Below are 15,208 nucleotides of genomic sequence, written 5' to 3'. Positions count from 1 at the left end.
CGTCAGAAGATTCGGGATATCACCGGCCGCATCCGCTGAGGTGCGTTGGCGATGAGCCGATCACGCAGCCCCGGGTCCACGATCCTTGTCACCGCGAGAATGCGCAAAGCGACCAGATAGGTGATCATCGCTGCCGGTATGGCCATCAACAGCGCGGCCAGGCCGCCGAATTCCAGGCAGAGAACATAGGCGACGGCGGCTTGTGCTGCCGAGGCGAGAGCTATGGAACCCAGCGCCCGGTAGGGTGGCGAGATCCCTAATTTCCTTGTCACATACCACGTTTCGATGAGGACCACCGATACCTGGACCAGGCCTCGGGACCACGCAGCTCCAATCAATCCGAAGTGAGGCACCAGGACGAACCCGAGCACAACGGTGCCGATCAGACCCACTCCGTTCGACATCAGCAGGAACCCGGTCTTGCCGATGCTCTGGAGCAGATACAGGGTCGTGACGCCCAGGCTGCTGATGGCCGCCGCGATGAGCAGCACCGAGGCAACGGAAGCCGCTCCTCGGAACTCATCACCGAACAGCAGTGGCACCAGCACTGGCGCTATTGCAGCAAGTCCTGCGCAGAGCGGGACGATCAGCATTGCGATGAGTGCCGTCATGGTGCGGTACAGGCGCTGCATGTCGTCCTGGGCGCCAAGGCCGTGCTGTTCGCTGAATCGAGGTAGCAGCGCCGAAAGCAGAAGGGGTGGAAGCTGAACCGCCATTTCCGCCACCGTCACCGCCGCTGTGAACAAGCCCACGGCACCGATGCCGGTGAAGTGCTCGAGGAATAGAATCTCCGTTCGCCCGAACACGAAGCCACCGATCACCGCGGTCACCCAGCTCGTGAAGGCGAACCGGGTCACTTCACGTCTCAGGTCTTGACGGAGCATGGGCTTGACTCGCCGCAGCCGGCCGATTCGGGCAGCTGGCAGAAGATTTCCGGCAATGTAACCGGCCAGGGCGCCGGGAATGCCGAACAGCCACGCGCCCAGCGCAATCACCGCCAACTTGATGACCGCTGAGATTGCCGAAAGGCGCGCTAGTTCACCGAACCGCTGCTCACCCCTCAGATAGAACTGGTAGACCTCTGCCATTCGCCAGCAGAGAAACCAGATCAGCGCAACGGCGATCACCACATTTCGCGATGTCTCCGAAAGCTTGTCGGTGACACCCCTACCGGGCCAGTACAGATAGGCGAATAGCAGAATGCCGCCGACGATCGCGGCCAACATCGACCATCGTGTGGTGGCGCCGATCAGGCCGTCCGCTTCGTCGTTCCTCGCCTCGGCGCGCAGATTGGGAATGTAACGCTGCTGAACGATGCCGATGCCCAGGCCGGCGACCATCGAAGCGATCGTGACACAAAAGACGACGTACGCGAGGATGCCCAGATTGTCGGGCCCGAGCAGTCGGGCGGTGATCGCGTTGCCGATGAAACCGGCGAGCGCCACGGCGGCGCCGGAGGAGAAGCCGAGGATCGTGTTTCGCAGAAATGATGGCGACATCAGCGCTGGTCGCTCATGGCCGTGTGGCCGAACCGCGCATCGCGTTCTTCATCCGCCCAGCCATCAGTTTCGCCATCGACTTCGCGATGCTGGCCCATGCCAGAGGACCCGGCCGCCCGAACCGTACTCCGGCCGAAAGCGACGCGGTGACACCGCTGAACGAGCCCGTCGACAGTGCCGAACCGACTGGAGACGTCAGCATGTAGTCCCCGCGCGTGCGAGGTGATTCATCGGCGAGTTCGCGAATACCCCACTCGATCAGGGCCTTGCTCCGGTCGGCCTGCGGTCGAGATATGGAGACCGGCGACCAATTGATGTCGACGAGCGGCTCGGGGACTTGAATGATCGGAAGGTTCGGGAACGCCCGCCGAACTTCCATGAGCCATTTCGGATCATCGTGGATGGACCCGACCGCCACCGACATCGGGACCGCCTGCGCAAGGGCTCGCGGAAAGATCATCGTCGGCGTCGGAACCATGTTGAACGCTCGTGGCACGCGGATCTCGAACAGGTAGGCGGCGATCGCCTCGTCACGGCGGATCAAGGTGCGCGGCCCGATGATCGGCTCGCTTCCGGGCGCGTGAATGTAGAAGCGGGAGGAGACTATCCACTCGTCTCCCGGCGGCGCCGCGGCCAACTGAACCTCGAGCTTGTTGTCGCGCCATGAGTCGTCATCGTCGAGCAGCGCGATGATGTCGCCGCCTGCGGATTCGATACCAAGGTGCTTGGCGGCGCTCGGCCCCACTCCCCCGGAGGTTTTCAGCACCCGAACGGCGGACGACGGCGGCAGATCGGGCTCGCAATCGGCGTCCAGCACGACGATCACCTCCATCGGAGGTGGCGTTTGGCGTAACGCCGACTCCACCGCCGTGCGCAGGCTGGCCCGGCCGATGGTCGGGATCACGACACTTATCGTTCGTTCAATTGCCACGGCGGTCCTTCCACGGTCGGATGGCCATGCCTGGTCACGATGAGCACAGCGAAAACCAGGCCACTGATCGGAAACAGTTGCAAATTCGGGAGCAGCGCCCAATTGGCCTCGGTTGTCGCGCCCAGGAAAAACGCCATCAGAAATCCGAAGCAGGCGACCTGCTGACTGGTGACAGGCAACGCACGAGTCGATGCCACGGCCGCAATGAAGAGAGGCAGCAGTACGACAATCCCGAGGAGACCGGATTTCACCAGGGTGTCCATGACCAAGTTGTGTCCAGTCCCCACGAACGCCCACTTGGCGACGTTGCCCATCGCCTGTGCGTCGTCCAGGAACCAGTTGACGCCCATGCCGACCGCAGGCGATTGCTGCCAGACTCGCACACTTTCTGCCCACACGAGAGCACGCCCAGTGAAAGCCCGTGGATCCCAATGCACGAACGGAAACACGAACATTGCGGTTGCGGTGACGCTGACAAGGATCGTCCCCGCCAGCCGGATCGAAATGAACGATTTGAACCAGCAGATCACCCACCACAACGCGACCAGACCGGCGGCGATCAGCGCGGTTCTCGACGCTGCGGCCACCATCGTCACGAACAGAATCGATCCGACGAGAAGGCGCCATCTCCGGTCGACGATGAGGGGTGTGAGTGCAAAGGCGAGTGCGCAGTACAGGCCAAGGACGTTCGCGTGGCCGAAAGGTCCCGCCAGCTCCCAGCCCGGAATGATGGCTTTCTCGGAGTTGGGGTTGTACATCGCGTATTCCGGAATGAGCAGTCCGGCGATGAGCGAGTAGCCCGCGATCACCGCGACGGTCATCGGAAGCCATTTCAGCCCCGCGACGGGCGCCCCCACTTTCCATAGCGCCAGGATGAAGACATTGGCGAGAATGATCTTTGGAAAGTCAACTACCGGAGGGAGTTTCGGGCTCACGAGATAGGGCAGATTCACCGCGAGCAGCAGCAGGAGGACACCGGTGATATCGCGGTTCGGGGCGCCGCGCATGAAGGCGACAGCGGTGCTCAGCCCAAGCAGCAGCGCCGAACCACCCAGACTGGCAAGTTGGGCGATCGGAAGATCCGCTGAGGTGGTGGCCTCTCCCGGCGGCAGGATCGGTTCGTGCTCGACGGTCAGGTACGTGATCAAGTCGGGCACGACGACCAGCCCGATGGCCGTGACGATCAGCAACGCAAACGCGCACTCAGGACGCCGGAAATCCGTTGCCCTCGTGTGGAACACGCGCGGAAGCGCCGCAACGAATGTGCCGAATGACCGCACGGGCGGCGTCGCGGCGGCGCTCGCGTGTCTCGGAACCGACGCTACGAACGTGGCGGGGATTCCGTCGCGCGGTGGTCGGTCCATGATGGGGCGGGCCCAATCACTTCTGGTGGGTGCCGCGGCGCTTTTGCGCGCCCTGCCCGGGATCAGCAGTGCGGTAGTAGTCGTCACCCTTCGACCGCTTTTTCGCACGCGTCATCGACAGCACGGAGCCGAGCAATGGCGCACCGGCCCGTCTGAGCGTGTGAATCGCATCGCCCAGTTGCTTGCGCGTGGTCTGGCCCGACCGCGCGACGATCAGCACCCCCTGAGCACTCGTCGACAGAATCGCGGCATCCTTGACGAGTAGAGACGGCGAATCGACGACCACATAGTCGAATTGGCCACCTAGTTGTCCCAAGACGTCCGCGGTCGCTCGAGACTCCAGCAGGTCGGTCGGATCACCCGGGATGGCTCCGGACGTGAGCGCGGTCAGATGGGCGAAGCCCGTCTCCTGCAACGAATCCCGCAGGGGCGCCGCACCGCTGAGTACGTCGCTCAGACCGGCGGCGTCTCCGGCAAGGTCGAAACTCGTCGCCACCCCGGGCCGCCGCAGGTCACCGTCGACGATCACGACGTTGTGGCCGGCGTCCGCCAACGCGAGCGACAGATTGACGGCCGTCATCGTCGTGCCCTGAGTAGGAACGCAGCTCGTGATGACAAGCACGCGGGGTCCCTCGGCGATCTGCAGGAATCGCAGATTGATCCGCAGCTCACGAAACGCGTTGGCGAATGCCGAGCGATCGCTCTCGAACAAGATCAGCGGTGTGGTTCTGCGCTGCGCGTCGAACGGAATGTCGGCGAGCAGGCCGACGCCGGTGGCCCGTTCCAGCGCGTCTGAACTCTTGACCGAATCATCCATCCGGTCACGTATGACAGCAACGACGACACCTAGCAGTGCACCCATCACGGCGGCGATCGCCAGCATTCGTTTCGTCTTCGAATTCACCGGGCTGCTTGGTAACTCGGCACGCTGCTGCACGACGACTCGCGCGTTGGGTGGCTGCCCCAGTTCGGGGGTCTCCAATCGGGCCGCCATGACGACGAACTCATCGGCCAGTGCGTTGGCGATATCGCGGGCTCGCGTCGGCGAGGAATCGGTCACCGTCACGTCGATCAAGACGGTTTCGGCCGGCACGACGGCTTCGACTTTCTCTTGGAGTTGGGCCGGGGTCATGTCGAGGCCGAGCTTGTCGATGGTGCGCTGAGCCGCGATGTCACCGGTCAACAACTCGGTGTACGAGAGCACGCGGCGTTCCGCGAAGAGACCGCCGTCGTATGTCTGAGTGTTCGTTCCGTCGGACGGCGTGGAGACAAAGAGTCGCACCGAGGCCTGGTATTGCGGAATTGCCAGTAGCGAGTATCCGACCGCAGCCAATACAACGACGGCAATTGTGCCGCAGATTAACTTCCACCGGGCACGCAGAATTTTGGCGAACTCTCCAACAGTCAAATGCGACCCTTCACCGGCTGCCACCCTCCCGTTCGCCGCTCCCGCCCGAGCTCATGAGGCGCGCGCAAGTCGTAACACGCTATCCCAGAATGAATCGCCTTGACGGCGATAATCGTAGAACGTGGCTAACTCGTGAATGGCTTCTCCGGGCCTCCAATAACGCATCCGCCTGCGATGTCCGCCGGTATAGTCCAACCCCTGTTGGGATTACGAAGCTCGAACAATTGGGGGTAGAGCCGTGGGCCCGGTCGCCGCTGTTGTCGGTCGCAGCTGCGGGGCGCGCGCGCTGATTTCGGCATTGCTCGTTCTATCGTCGATGCTCGCGATTTCACTGGCCGGCACAGCGGTTGCGCAACCCGACGACAATGCCGATTCCCCCGCCCCGGCGACGGTCAGGTTGGACTGGTCCGCGCTCGGATTGAAACCGGAGGTGTATCTCAGCGCCGACGCCACAACTAATTTCGCGGTGCCGGTGCCCCCTGGGCTTTCTCCGACCCGAGTGCAGGGCGTCATCCACGCTCCCATGAACATCGATACCGGGTTCCTCGAGATCAGCGATGGAGACGGAAGATTTCTGGGGTCAGTCGGCCTGCCACCCGAGGCGGCTGCTCAGGCAGTGACGCCCTTCGATGTCGACATCTCGGGGGCCCGGGTCCGATCGTCGAGCATCGACCTTTCGTTCACCGTGCGTCCGCTGGACAATGCCGCTGGATTCTGCGGTCCCCTGCAGCAGCTGTCGCTCAGCGACCTGGCGACGGTGTTCGCCGGTACCGAGGCTCCGGCAACCACGATCGCGAACTTCTTCCCGCCGGTGCTGGAGAGGGTCACCATTTTTGCGCCCGCCAACGCCGACGCCGCCGAACAGCAGTCGGCGCTGACGCTGGTCACCACTCTCGCGCGCCTGTACAACATCCAGCCGATGTCGATCACGGTCGTCCCCCAACCGCGCGGCGCGGCCCCGCCGCCCGCGGCCCAGTTGGCGCGCGCAGTCGTCGTCGAGGCGGGCGGCCCCGCAGGTCTGACAGTCGAACGGGCCGGGAACCCGGACGCGTACCTGCGGATCTCCGGCAGCGGTGACGAGCTGTCGGCCCAGGCCTCGCTGCTCGTCAATCAGCTCCAATCGCTGGCGCAGACACGTGCGTCCCGGATCGACCAAGCGGGATCGGAAACTCCGCTGAGCGGCGACACATTGACGTTCAGCCAGTTGAACTTGAGCGGCAAGACCGACGTTCTTCGAACCGGCAGCCTCACGATCGGTGTCGACCGCTCGGCGTTGGGCTTGGGCCGGGTCGACGGCGTGCAGGTTCATTTGCTCGCCGACTACACCCCGGTGCCCAAGGACGACGCCGCGAGTGTCGTCATCCGATCCAACGGAATCGTCGTTTACCGGACCGCGCTGGACAACAGCGGTGTTCTCGATGCGAGCTTTGACCTGGAGCGCCCGGCGTTCGGTCAGGGGGTCAACCTCGACTTCGCGTTCACCTACTCGCCACACGAAGCATGTGGACCGTTGACGGCGCCCATCAGCTTTCAGGTCGATCCGCGATCAACGTTGACCATGCAGCGGGGAGGGCCCCCGCTCAACGGGTTTGGCGCCTTTCCCTCGGAGTTCAGCCCCCGCTTCATGGTCGCGCTGGACGGCAGTGGCCCCGATCAGCTCTCGTACGCCGCCCGTGTGGTCGGCGCGATCGCTCGTCTCACCAGCACGCAGCTGACGCCAGAGGTTGTCGATCTGCAGACCGCCGCCGATTCCGACACCGGCGCGCTGATAGTGGCCAACTCGAAAGCGATCGAGCAGACGACGCTGAATCCACCCGTGGGCGGCGACGGCACAGCCGTCGATGTCGCGCTGCCCACCGAGCTTCGCGCCAACATCGAGGACGGTCTCGGATCCATTCAGGCCTTCGCCGACCAGCCCCGCAACCGGTCGGTGGTCCTTGTCACCTCGACCGCTTCGTGGTCGCTGGTGGACCCGCTCTTCGATTACATCGACGGCTTGGACGGTGGCTGGTCAGCGCTCACCGGGGACGTTCTCGCCGCCGGCGAGGCGCGCGTCCCGACCAACGTCGCCATCCGGGACAGTGGCAACATTTTCGAACCGGCGCCGACGCCGGCCCTGCCGAAGTCGCTGGATCAATGGATCCCCGTCGCCGTCGGGATCGCTGTGCTCGCGGCGGTCGCTGTAGTCGCGGCAATCCTGTGGTCACGCAGACGACGCACCGCCGGGAATCCGCCGGGTGATGAGCCGCCGGCCGAACCGGAGCACCGAGTCTGACGATGCTCGGATATTTGCTCGGACGTGCGCAGTCGAGTTCTTTTCAGCTAACGTTAATTTCGTGACCAACTCGGTGCCAGGGTTCGATGACTGGCTCAACCGCTCGCTCGAAGAGACTGCGCGCGAAGCGGGCGAGGACGTCAACACCTACGTCATGCGCGCCGTGGCCGCTCAGATGGTCGCCGACCAGGTGCGCGCGGAGAAGCCTTCGACGAAGGACCTACTGGAACATCTCTCCGAGACCGGGGTACTCGACAGCGATTCGATGCCAGACGTCTCGGCGGTCGTCACCGACCCCGATCGGCTGGCCGCACTGCGCGAGACCGGGTTGCTCGATTCGCCCGTGGAAGCGGTTTACGACCGGATCACGCGGGCGGCCGCCGACGCCCTGGATGCCCCGTTCTCAACGATCTCACTCATCGATGCGAACCGCCAATTCTTCAAGAGCACCGTCGGCATGGGCGACATGTCGGTGCCCGAAAACCGCGAGACGACACTCGAGTACTCGATTTGTCAGTACGCGGTGGCGGACGGCACTCCTTTGATACTCGAAGACGCGCGGGCCGATCCGGTGTTCAAGAACCATCCGGCGATCCGCAGTGGCGCGATCGTGGCGTACCTCGGCATACCTTTGGTCGATCACGAAGGCCATGCGATCGGCACACTTTGTGTGTTCGACGACAAACCGCGACTCTGGGGAACCGGCCACGTTCAAGTGCTCACGGATCTGGCCGCGCTCGCGGTGGAGCGCATTTTCGGCTCCAAGCCGCACTGAAGCAGCAAACCAGGATGCCAAAACTTACGTGGGCGTAACCGTAATTATTGTGCGCAAATTGCTTTATTATTGAGTTGCCCGCTCATTCCACCGCGTGGGGAGGTGCAGCGCACCTAAAATCGGTTGCCAACGGTACGTCGGGGGGATGACTGATGCAGCTAGGTGTAACGGGGTGACGACCCACACACCTAGCACCAGACCCACGACGCCGCGATTGCCGACCGCGTCGGCGCCGACTCGAAGGATTGCGGCGACGGGACCGCCGCGCTTTGTCGAACGCATTCGCTCTGACCCGTGGTATTCGGTGATCACCCTCGCGGTCGACGCCCTCTATGCCGCCATCTCAGTACTTTTGGCCCAGTGGTGGATCGGCGATTTGGTCCACGAGCGCGGCATCGCCCTCTCTTCGTGGCTGTTCGTACCGATCGTGATCGTCGTCCTTTCCACTCGCCGGTTGTACCGACAGAAGTTGGGACAGGGGTTTCTCGACGAGTTCGAACCGGTGGAGACGTCCATTGCGGTGGCGGCGCTGGCGACCTTGACCATCATGCTGTTGCTCGTCCCTCGGCTCGAGGTGGGCGGCGTCGTCGCGCCCTACATCCGCCCAAGCGAATTGATTCTGCGGATCTGGGTGTGTGCGGCGATCCTCATCCCCGCGGTGCGCCTGCTCCGGTCGGTCGTGAACCGCTGGCTGCGGAGGAAGTTTCACGTGGGGGCTCCGGCACTGGTCGTGGGCTCGGGACCGGTGGCCCATCAGCTCATCTCACGGATGCAGCAGGTGCCGGAATACGGTCTGTGGCCGGAAGGGCTGCTCGACGATGCCCGGCCGAACGAAGCGGAGATCACCGGGATGCTGGGGGTGCCGTATCTGGGCACCGCAGACAATCTCGAAAGCGCCCAGCGTGCTACTCGCGCCGAAGATCTCATCATCGCGCCGTCGACATTGCCCGACGAGAAGCTGGGGCGGATCGCCCATCAGGCGCAGGAACTCGGAATGCGGGTCCGCGTGGTGCCCCGATTGATGGATGCCGTCGGCAGCAACACCAGGATCGAGCACATGGGCGGCGTCCCGCTGATGGTGCTGTCGCGCGTCAATCCGAAGGGGTGGCAATTCGCGGTCAAGCACGCGGTGGACCGCTCCGCGGCCCTACTCGGCCTCGTGCTCATCTCCCCGCTGTTCATCACCCTGATGCTCGCGGTCAAGCTCAGTTCGCCGGGGCCGATCTTCTTCAGTCAGGAACGAATCGGGCGCGACGGCAAGGTCTTCGGCTGTCTGAAGTTTCGCAGCATGCGTCCCGCGGATCCGGCAGGTACGAACTTCGAACTGCAGGAAGGCGCGGCGCCAGGCGGCGTGGAGGGTGAAGATCGGCGCACCCGAATCGGTAAGTTCATGCGCAAGACCTCCCTGGATGAGCTGCCCCAACTGCTCAACGTGCTGCGCGGTGACATGAGCATGGTCGGTCCACGTCCTGAGCGACCGGAGTTCGTCGAACTGTTCGAGATGCACATCCGGCGCTACGGCGAGCGGCACCGGGTGAAGGCCGGCATCACGGGCTGGGCCCAGGTGCACGGACTTCGCGGACAGACCTCGATCGCCGATCGAGCCGAATGGGACAACTACTACATCCAGAACTGGTCGCTGCTGCTGGACTTCAAGATCTTGCTCCTCACGGTGCTGGCGGTGCTGCGCCCCACCGAGGATTGACCTCGGCTGCCGCGTTTGGACGCGGGCGCCATTGTATATCCCTTTGCTGAGGCGTCCAAGATGGCGTTTTCTCAGTTGCCTGTGCAACAAGTGGAGTTTGGGCTACATTTCGCAATCGGGGGCTTTGCCTGTTTGGGGGATATTCGGTGAGTCACGCACCAGAACATGTAGGCCTGATTCCGGACGGCTTGCGGCGGTGGGCGAACATCAACGGCACCACTTTGTTCGATGCGTACCGCCGCGGCGCGGAGAAGGTCACCGAGATTCTGTTGGCGCTGCAGCGGCGCGGTGTGCAAACCGCGACGGTGTACAACCTCAGTCGCGGAAACCTCGCGCGCGCCGACGCCGAGCTGGAGTCGGTGTATGCGGCGTCGATATATTTCTTCTCCACGCTGCTTCCCAGTCATTTCGATCGCACCAAATGCAGTTTTCGGCTGCATGGCGATCGAAGTGCGCTGCCGCACGAATACGTCACTGCCGCAGAAGATCTCGAACGCGCGATGAAAGGCAGCGATTTTCACATCAATATCCTCGCCGCATACGACGCCTACGACGAGTTGCGCACCGCGCACCATCGCGCTGAGCGCGAAGGCTGCGAAATCAATACCGCCCTCGACATCGACGACGTCGACTTGATCATCCGGACCACCCCGGAACCGCTGCTCAGTGGCTTTCTGCCACTTCAGAGCCAGTACGCCCAGCTGGTCTTCTTGTCGACCCCCCTCAACGAGCTGACCGAACAGGACGTCGACGGTCTCATCGCTGCCTATCGGCGTCTTCCGCAGCTGCGGGGCCTGTAGTTATCCGATGGAGTCCAAACGGAACCCGTTGATCATCGGCGCCGGGCCTGCGGGCCTCACCGCCGCTCTCGAACTGGTGAAGAGAGGGGTGACACCTCGCATCTTCGAGGCGTCGGCACACGTCGGCGGCCTGGCGCGCACGCCCACCGAAGGTGATTGGCGCGTCGACCCGGGCGGTCATCGGTTCTTCACCAGGAGCGAAGAGATCGCCGACCTGTGGCGGTCTTTGCTTCCCGAGGATCAGTGGATCTCGGTCCATCGGCGTTCCGCCATGCTTGTCGACGGCCGGTATGTGCGGTACCCACTTGTCGGCCGTGATCTGATCTCGCAGCTGGGGTTCCGGAGCGGTATGCGCGGCCTCACAAACTTCTTGTGGTCCAGGCTGCGAAGCCGGGTACGTTCGACGGACGCGTTGTCGAGTTTCCGGGAATGGGGCACAGAACAATTCGGCCGTCACTGGTACGAGCTCTTCTTCGATGGGTATGTCCGTAAGACGTGGCTCGCCGATCCCGGCACTCTGGCAAGCGACTGGGCGAATCAGAGAATCAAGCCGATCTCGTGGCGCACACCGCGTGAAGAGATTCCCAGGCCCGAGGACGCCTTCCGCTACCCGAAGTACGGACCCGGCCAGCTCTGGGAAGCCGCTGCGGCGGCCTTGGCGGGGTTCGGCGTGGTTCCCTCACTCAACTCGTACGTCACCAGCGTCCGCCACGTCGGCAGAACCTGGACGGTCGAGCTACAGAACGGCGAGACCGCGTCCGGAGATACGGTGTTCTCCAGCATGCCGTTGCGGTTGCTCATCGAAAGCCTGGAACCCGCACCGCCGAAACGCATTCGGGAGATCGCCGCATCGCTCAAGCACCGATCAGTGATCACCGTAGCCGTCGCTCTGACAGAGCATCACGACATTCCCTACAACTGGGTGTACACGCCGGGTGAAGAGTTTCGCGTGGGTCGGATCCAGAACTACCGACGGTGGTCGAGCGCGCTGGCTCCGAAGAACTGGAACGGCACCTACCTCGGCCTCGAGTACTACACCCAGCCCGGCGACGATCTGTGGGTGGTGAGCAACGAAAGCCTCGGCGACATAGTCGAACAGGACCTCCGTACGCTCGGTGTCGAGGGTTCCGCCCTCGATCACTGCATGTTCGTCCGCTCACAGTTCGCCTATCCGATCAACGATCCGGCACGCGATCAGAGCGTCGCCACGATCCGTGACTACCTGCGTCGCATCCATCCGTCTCTACACCCCATGGGACGAAATGGGATGCACCACTACGACAACCAGGACCACGCCATGCTCAGTGCCCTGCGCAGTGTGGCTCAGTACTTCGGCGCGAACGTCGATCCATGGCAGGTGAACACCGAACGCGGCTATCTCGAGTCCGGCTTGATCAAGGGTTGAGTCGGCTCAGCCGCGCCGCCTGCGGAGCATCGCCATCGCGACACCGCCCCCGCCGATTGCCAACCCCGCACACGCGGCGATCCACCAGTACACACTGGAGCCGGTGTCTTCGGAAGCGACTGGTGGTGCCGCCGCCTCGGTGTCGACGGTCACCGGCTCGCGGTCGGGAAGTGAGATGGCCGCAGTCCCGTCGAGTCCCGCCCACCGACGCGTATCGCCATCCAGCCAGTCGAGTAGCGAATCCAGTTGCTCCGGCGCGCCGTCCGACGTCGCGAACAGTACGGTCCGGTCGCCGTTGCGGCCGACTTGGAGAGATGCGAATGGCGTCGACGGATCAAGTTTCAGGGTCGCCGGGTCTCCCCCGCCGACGCGTTGGACTTCGAGTGTCCCATCCGTCGAACTGCGCACCGGCGGAACGACCTTGTCGTTGTCCCAGCCGTCTGCCGAGATCAGGATGGCCGGTGACCGGCTGTCGATCGCGCTGTCCAATGGCACCACCTCGCTGTCGAGGCGTGGCCCGCTGAGTCGCTGCAGCCCTTCCATGATCGAGACGGCACGCGCGGTGTCCTCAAACGACTCCGGTTCGACGCCCACCTGAACCTTGGGCATCAGCGCTTGAGGGATCGACTGGAAACCGGCGGGATCGGGGGGATCCGCGGGAGTGCTCTCGATGGTGGTGTCGTCGTCGACCTTCAACGTGACGGGTTGGAAGTCACCGCACCGTCCGACATCGCCTGCGATGTCTACAGCGACCGAAAGCTTGGTGTCGCGCCGCAGTTGGGACTGCGGAATGCTGATCGAGCGGTCGATCGTACCGGTGGAGTCGGCCGCCCATTGATCGATCGGTTCACCGTCGATCGAAACCAGCACCTGCCCACCTACCGTGGACGGCAGTGGTGTGTACGACCCCTTCAACTGGACGCGCAGGTCATGTATGGCCTGTCCCAGGCGGGTCTGGTCGAGGCCGACCACTACCTGCGGTTTGAATGCCGTTGCACTCACCCCGGACTGGCCGAGGTCCTTCATCGTGGTGGGGCCGGCGGGCGGCTCATGTGCCGAGTTGATCTGCCCGGTAACCACTTTCGCCGACAGCGCCAGCTCCGAGAGGTCACTGCTGAGCAGCCGGACCTGGTTGGTCAGATCCTCCGCCTTCCCCGTGATCTGCAGAGCGGGCACCCCTCCGTCCCCGGTTTGCAACGAAACAGCCGACTCCGATCCCTCTCCGATGACGACGTTGCGTTCCAGCGGATCCGACGGCGGCACCGCCTCGCCATCGTCCAGCGGCGCGACGTCGATTTCGGTGTTCTGTGTGCCGTATCGATTGACCACGGCCGTCGTCATCTGAACGGCCGCATCGGATTCCGCGGCTGTCGGCTGCGTCGGGACGAAGATCGTCATCCTTTCCAGCACGGTCGGCAGGAAGTCGGCGACCATGGTCGGCGCCGTCTCCTTGCCGGTGTAGTCGATCGCCGCATCGGAAAGCTGCAGCGGAATCGTCGGGTCGTAGAGGCAGTCGCCCTCTTCGGGCAGCATCCGGCTGCGCACGGTGAACGTCACGGTGTCGTCGACAACGCGTGCTCCTGTCAACGGAATCGACAGCGGCGTGTTTTCGGCGGCCAGCAGTTCGATACGTGAGAGCGTGCGGCGATCCTGGGTGACGATGAGGGTTCCACCCCGAACGTACGGCGGCAACTCGACGTCCGCGGTCAACGCCCCGGGCGTCAGGCCTTTCGGCACCGGCACGGTGACGGTTTGTATTCCCTGCAGGCCGTACAGCGCGATGTCGGTGTCAGCGCCCAGCGTCGTCAAACTCAACGTCGGCGCATCCGCCACCTGTCCGGCATCGCCGGGTGCGGCGTGTACGACGGGTGTGCCCATATTGACCGCTTGGAAAGCGACGGCGGTCACACCGATGGCTATGGCGCGCTTGAAGAATTCAGTTCCCAGCCTCATCCGGGGGCAGTTTAGCCAAACCGTCGCACTCTTCAAACGCACCGCTGTTGAGCTCGGAGTTTGCTTACGTCCGAATACCGAAAAGCCCCCGGCACCACAGGGGCGCGGGGACCTTTCGCGTTCGGGACTACTTCGCCTTCTCGAGGACCTCGACGAGCCGCCAGCGCTTGGTCGCCGACAGCGGGCGCGTCTCCATCAGCGAGACGCGGTCGCCGATGCCGGCGTCGCCATTCTCGTCGTGCGCCTTGACCTTGGTGGTGGTCCGGATGATCTTGCCGTAGAGCGGATGGCTCTTGCGAGATTCCAGTTCGACCACGATGGTCTTCTGCATCTTGTCGCTCACCACGTAGCCGATGACCGTCTTGCGGCGGCCGCGATTCTCCTCGGCACGAGGAGTGTGCTTAGGGCCTTTGCCCTTTGCCTGATCTTTAGTCTCAGCCATTACGCTTCCTCACCTACAGGCCCGGATGCCAGGCCCAACTCACGTTCACGCAGCACGGTGTACACCCGCGCGATTTCCTGGCGCACCGTGCGAAGGCGACGGTTGTTGGCCAGCTGTCCGGTCGCCATCTGGAAGCGCAGGTTGAACAGCTCTTCCTTCGACTCGCGCAGCTTCTCCTTCAACTCATCGTCGGTCAGTTCGCGAAGTTCGCCCGGCGTCACTCCCACAGCCATCAGAAGTGCTCCTCTCGGGTGACGATGCGTGCCTTGATCGGCAGCTTGTGGATCGCGCGGGTCAGCGCCTCGCGCGCGGTCTTCTCATCCGGGTAGCTCAGCTCGAAGAGCACGCGACCCGGCTTGACGTTGGCCACCCACCACTCCGGCGAACCCTTACCCGAACCCATGCGGGTTTCGGCGGGCTTCTTGGTCAGCGGACGGTCGGGGAAGATGTTGATCCACACCTTGCCGCCACGCTTGATGTGCCGGTTGATGGCGATACGAGCGGACTCGATCTGCCGGTTGGTGATGTATGCGTGTTCCAGCGCCTGAATGCCGTAGTCACCGAAGCTCACCGAGGTGCCGCCGCTGGCGATACCGCGCTGCCTCGGGTGATGTTGCTTGCGGTGCTTGACTTTACGGGGAATCAACATGG

The 15,208-nt window shown here is 63.6% G+C and carries 13 protein-coding genes; 5 read left to right on the top strand and 8 right to left on the bottom strand.

All coding sequences use genetic code 11. From position 1 onward, the window contains the following. Positions 1–2: 2 nt before the first annotated feature. The 4 genes from BST47_RS06910 to BST47_RS06895 are packed head-to-tail and all read right to left on the bottom strand — an operon-like array spanning position 3 to position 5,226. Positions 3–1,499 (bottom strand): lipopolysaccharide biosynthesis protein, encoded by a 1,497-nt coding sequence (locus BST47_RS06910; protein ID WP_083124642.1) that lies wholly within the window; start codon positions 1,497–1,499, stop codon positions 3–5. Between the two features lie 13 nt (positions 1,500–1,512). Then, on the bottom strand, positions 1,513–2,430 hold the full coding sequence (locus BST47_RS06905) for a glycosyltransferase (RefSeq protein ID WP_165799756.1): 918 nt from the start codon (positions 2,428–2,430) through the stop codon (positions 1,513–1,515). Further along, the gene (locus tag BST47_RS06900) at positions 2,409–3,881 is read right to left on the bottom strand and encodes an O-antigen ligase family protein (protein WP_234809604.1); all 1,473 of its coding nucleotides are present in this window, start codon (positions 3,879–3,881) and stop codon (positions 2,409–2,411) included. The genes BST47_RS06905 and BST47_RS06900 overlap by 22 nt, the downstream gene beginning before the upstream one ends. Continuing rightward, positions 3,811–5,226, bottom strand: a complete 1,416-nt coding sequence (locus BST47_RS06895) for a tyrosine-protein kinase domain-containing protein (RefSeq protein ID WP_107528888.1) — start codon at positions 5,224–5,226, stop codon at positions 3,811–3,813. The genes BST47_RS06900 and BST47_RS06895 overlap by 71 nt, the downstream gene beginning before the upstream one ends. Positions 5,227–5,440: 214 nt before the next feature. On the opposite strand from BST47_RS06895, the gene BST47_RS06890 reads away from it, so the two are divergent. The 5 genes from BST47_RS06890 (at position 5,441) to BST47_RS06870 (ending at position 12,162) form a co-directional block, all read left to right on the top strand. Further along, positions 5,441–7,477, top strand: a complete 2,037-nt coding sequence (locus BST47_RS06890; RefSeq protein ID WP_234809603.1) for a hypothetical protein — start codon at positions 5,441–5,443, stop codon at positions 7,475–7,477. Between the two features lie 61 nt (positions 7,478–7,538). Next, the gene (locus BST47_RS06885; RefSeq protein WP_234809602.1) at positions 7,539–8,252 is read left to right on the top strand and encodes a GAF domain-containing protein; all 714 of its coding nucleotides are present in this window, start codon (positions 7,539–7,541) and stop codon (positions 8,250–8,252) included. A gap of 172 nt (positions 8,253–8,424) precedes the next feature. Then, positions 8,425–9,957, top strand: a complete 1,533-nt coding sequence (locus tag BST47_RS06880; RefSeq protein ID WP_420094022.1) for a sugar transferase — start codon at positions 8,425–8,427, stop codon at positions 9,955–9,957. A 146-nt stretch (positions 9,958–10,103) separates the two neighbouring features. Then, positions 10,104–10,757, top strand: coding sequence for an undecaprenyl diphosphate synthase family protein (locus tag BST47_RS06875; protein ID WP_083124630.1), 654 nt, complete (start codon positions 10,104–10,106; stop codon positions 10,755–10,757). 7 nt (positions 10,758–10,764) lie between these two features. Further along, positions 10,765–12,162: an FAD-dependent oxidoreductase gene (locus BST47_RS06870; protein WP_083124628.1), complete on the top strand. Its 1,398-nt coding sequence runs from the start codon at positions 10,765–10,767 to the stop codon at positions 12,160–12,162. Positions 12,163–12,168: 6 nt separating this feature from the next. Here BST47_RS06870 and BST47_RS06865 read toward each other — a convergent pair whose 3' ends face one another. The 4 genes from BST47_RS06865 to rplP form a co-directional block, all read right to left on the bottom strand. Beyond that, entirely contained in the window at positions 12,169–14,115 is a 1,947-nt protein-coding gene (locus tag BST47_RS06865) for a hypothetical protein (protein ID WP_107528887.1), read from the bottom strand. Positions 14,116–14,242: 127 nt separating this feature from the next. Beyond that, positions 14,243–14,557 carry a 30S ribosomal protein S17 gene (gene rpsQ, locus BST47_RS06860; RefSeq protein WP_083124626.1) on the bottom strand — a complete coding sequence of 105 codons (315 nt, stop codon included), beginning with the start codon at positions 14,555–14,557 and terminating at the stop codon, positions 14,243–14,245. Next, positions 14,557–14,790 (bottom strand): 50S ribosomal protein L29, encoded by a 234-nt coding sequence (rpmC, locus tag BST47_RS06855; protein ID WP_083124624.1) that lies wholly within the window; start codon positions 14,788–14,790, stop codon positions 14,557–14,559. Before rpmC ends, rpsQ begins: the two co-directional genes overlap by 1 nt. Beyond that, positions 14,790–15,206 carry a 50S ribosomal protein L16 gene (gene rplP / locus BST47_RS06850; RefSeq protein ID WP_006245113.1) on the bottom strand — a complete coding sequence of 139 codons (417 nt, stop codon included), beginning with the start codon at positions 15,204–15,206 and terminating at the stop codon, positions 14,790–14,792. The genes rpmC and rplP overlap by 1 nt, the downstream gene beginning before the upstream one ends. Between the last annotated feature and the right edge of the window lie 2 nt (positions 15,207–15,208).

Source organism: Mycolicibacterium tusciae (genome assembly GCF_002086795.1).
Lineage (GTDB): Bacteria > Actinomycetota > Actinomycetes > Mycobacteriales > Mycobacteriaceae > Mycobacterium > Mycobacterium tusciae.
Note: the sequence above shows the minus strand (reverse complement) of the source record. Positions and strands in the feature narration are given on the sequence as shown.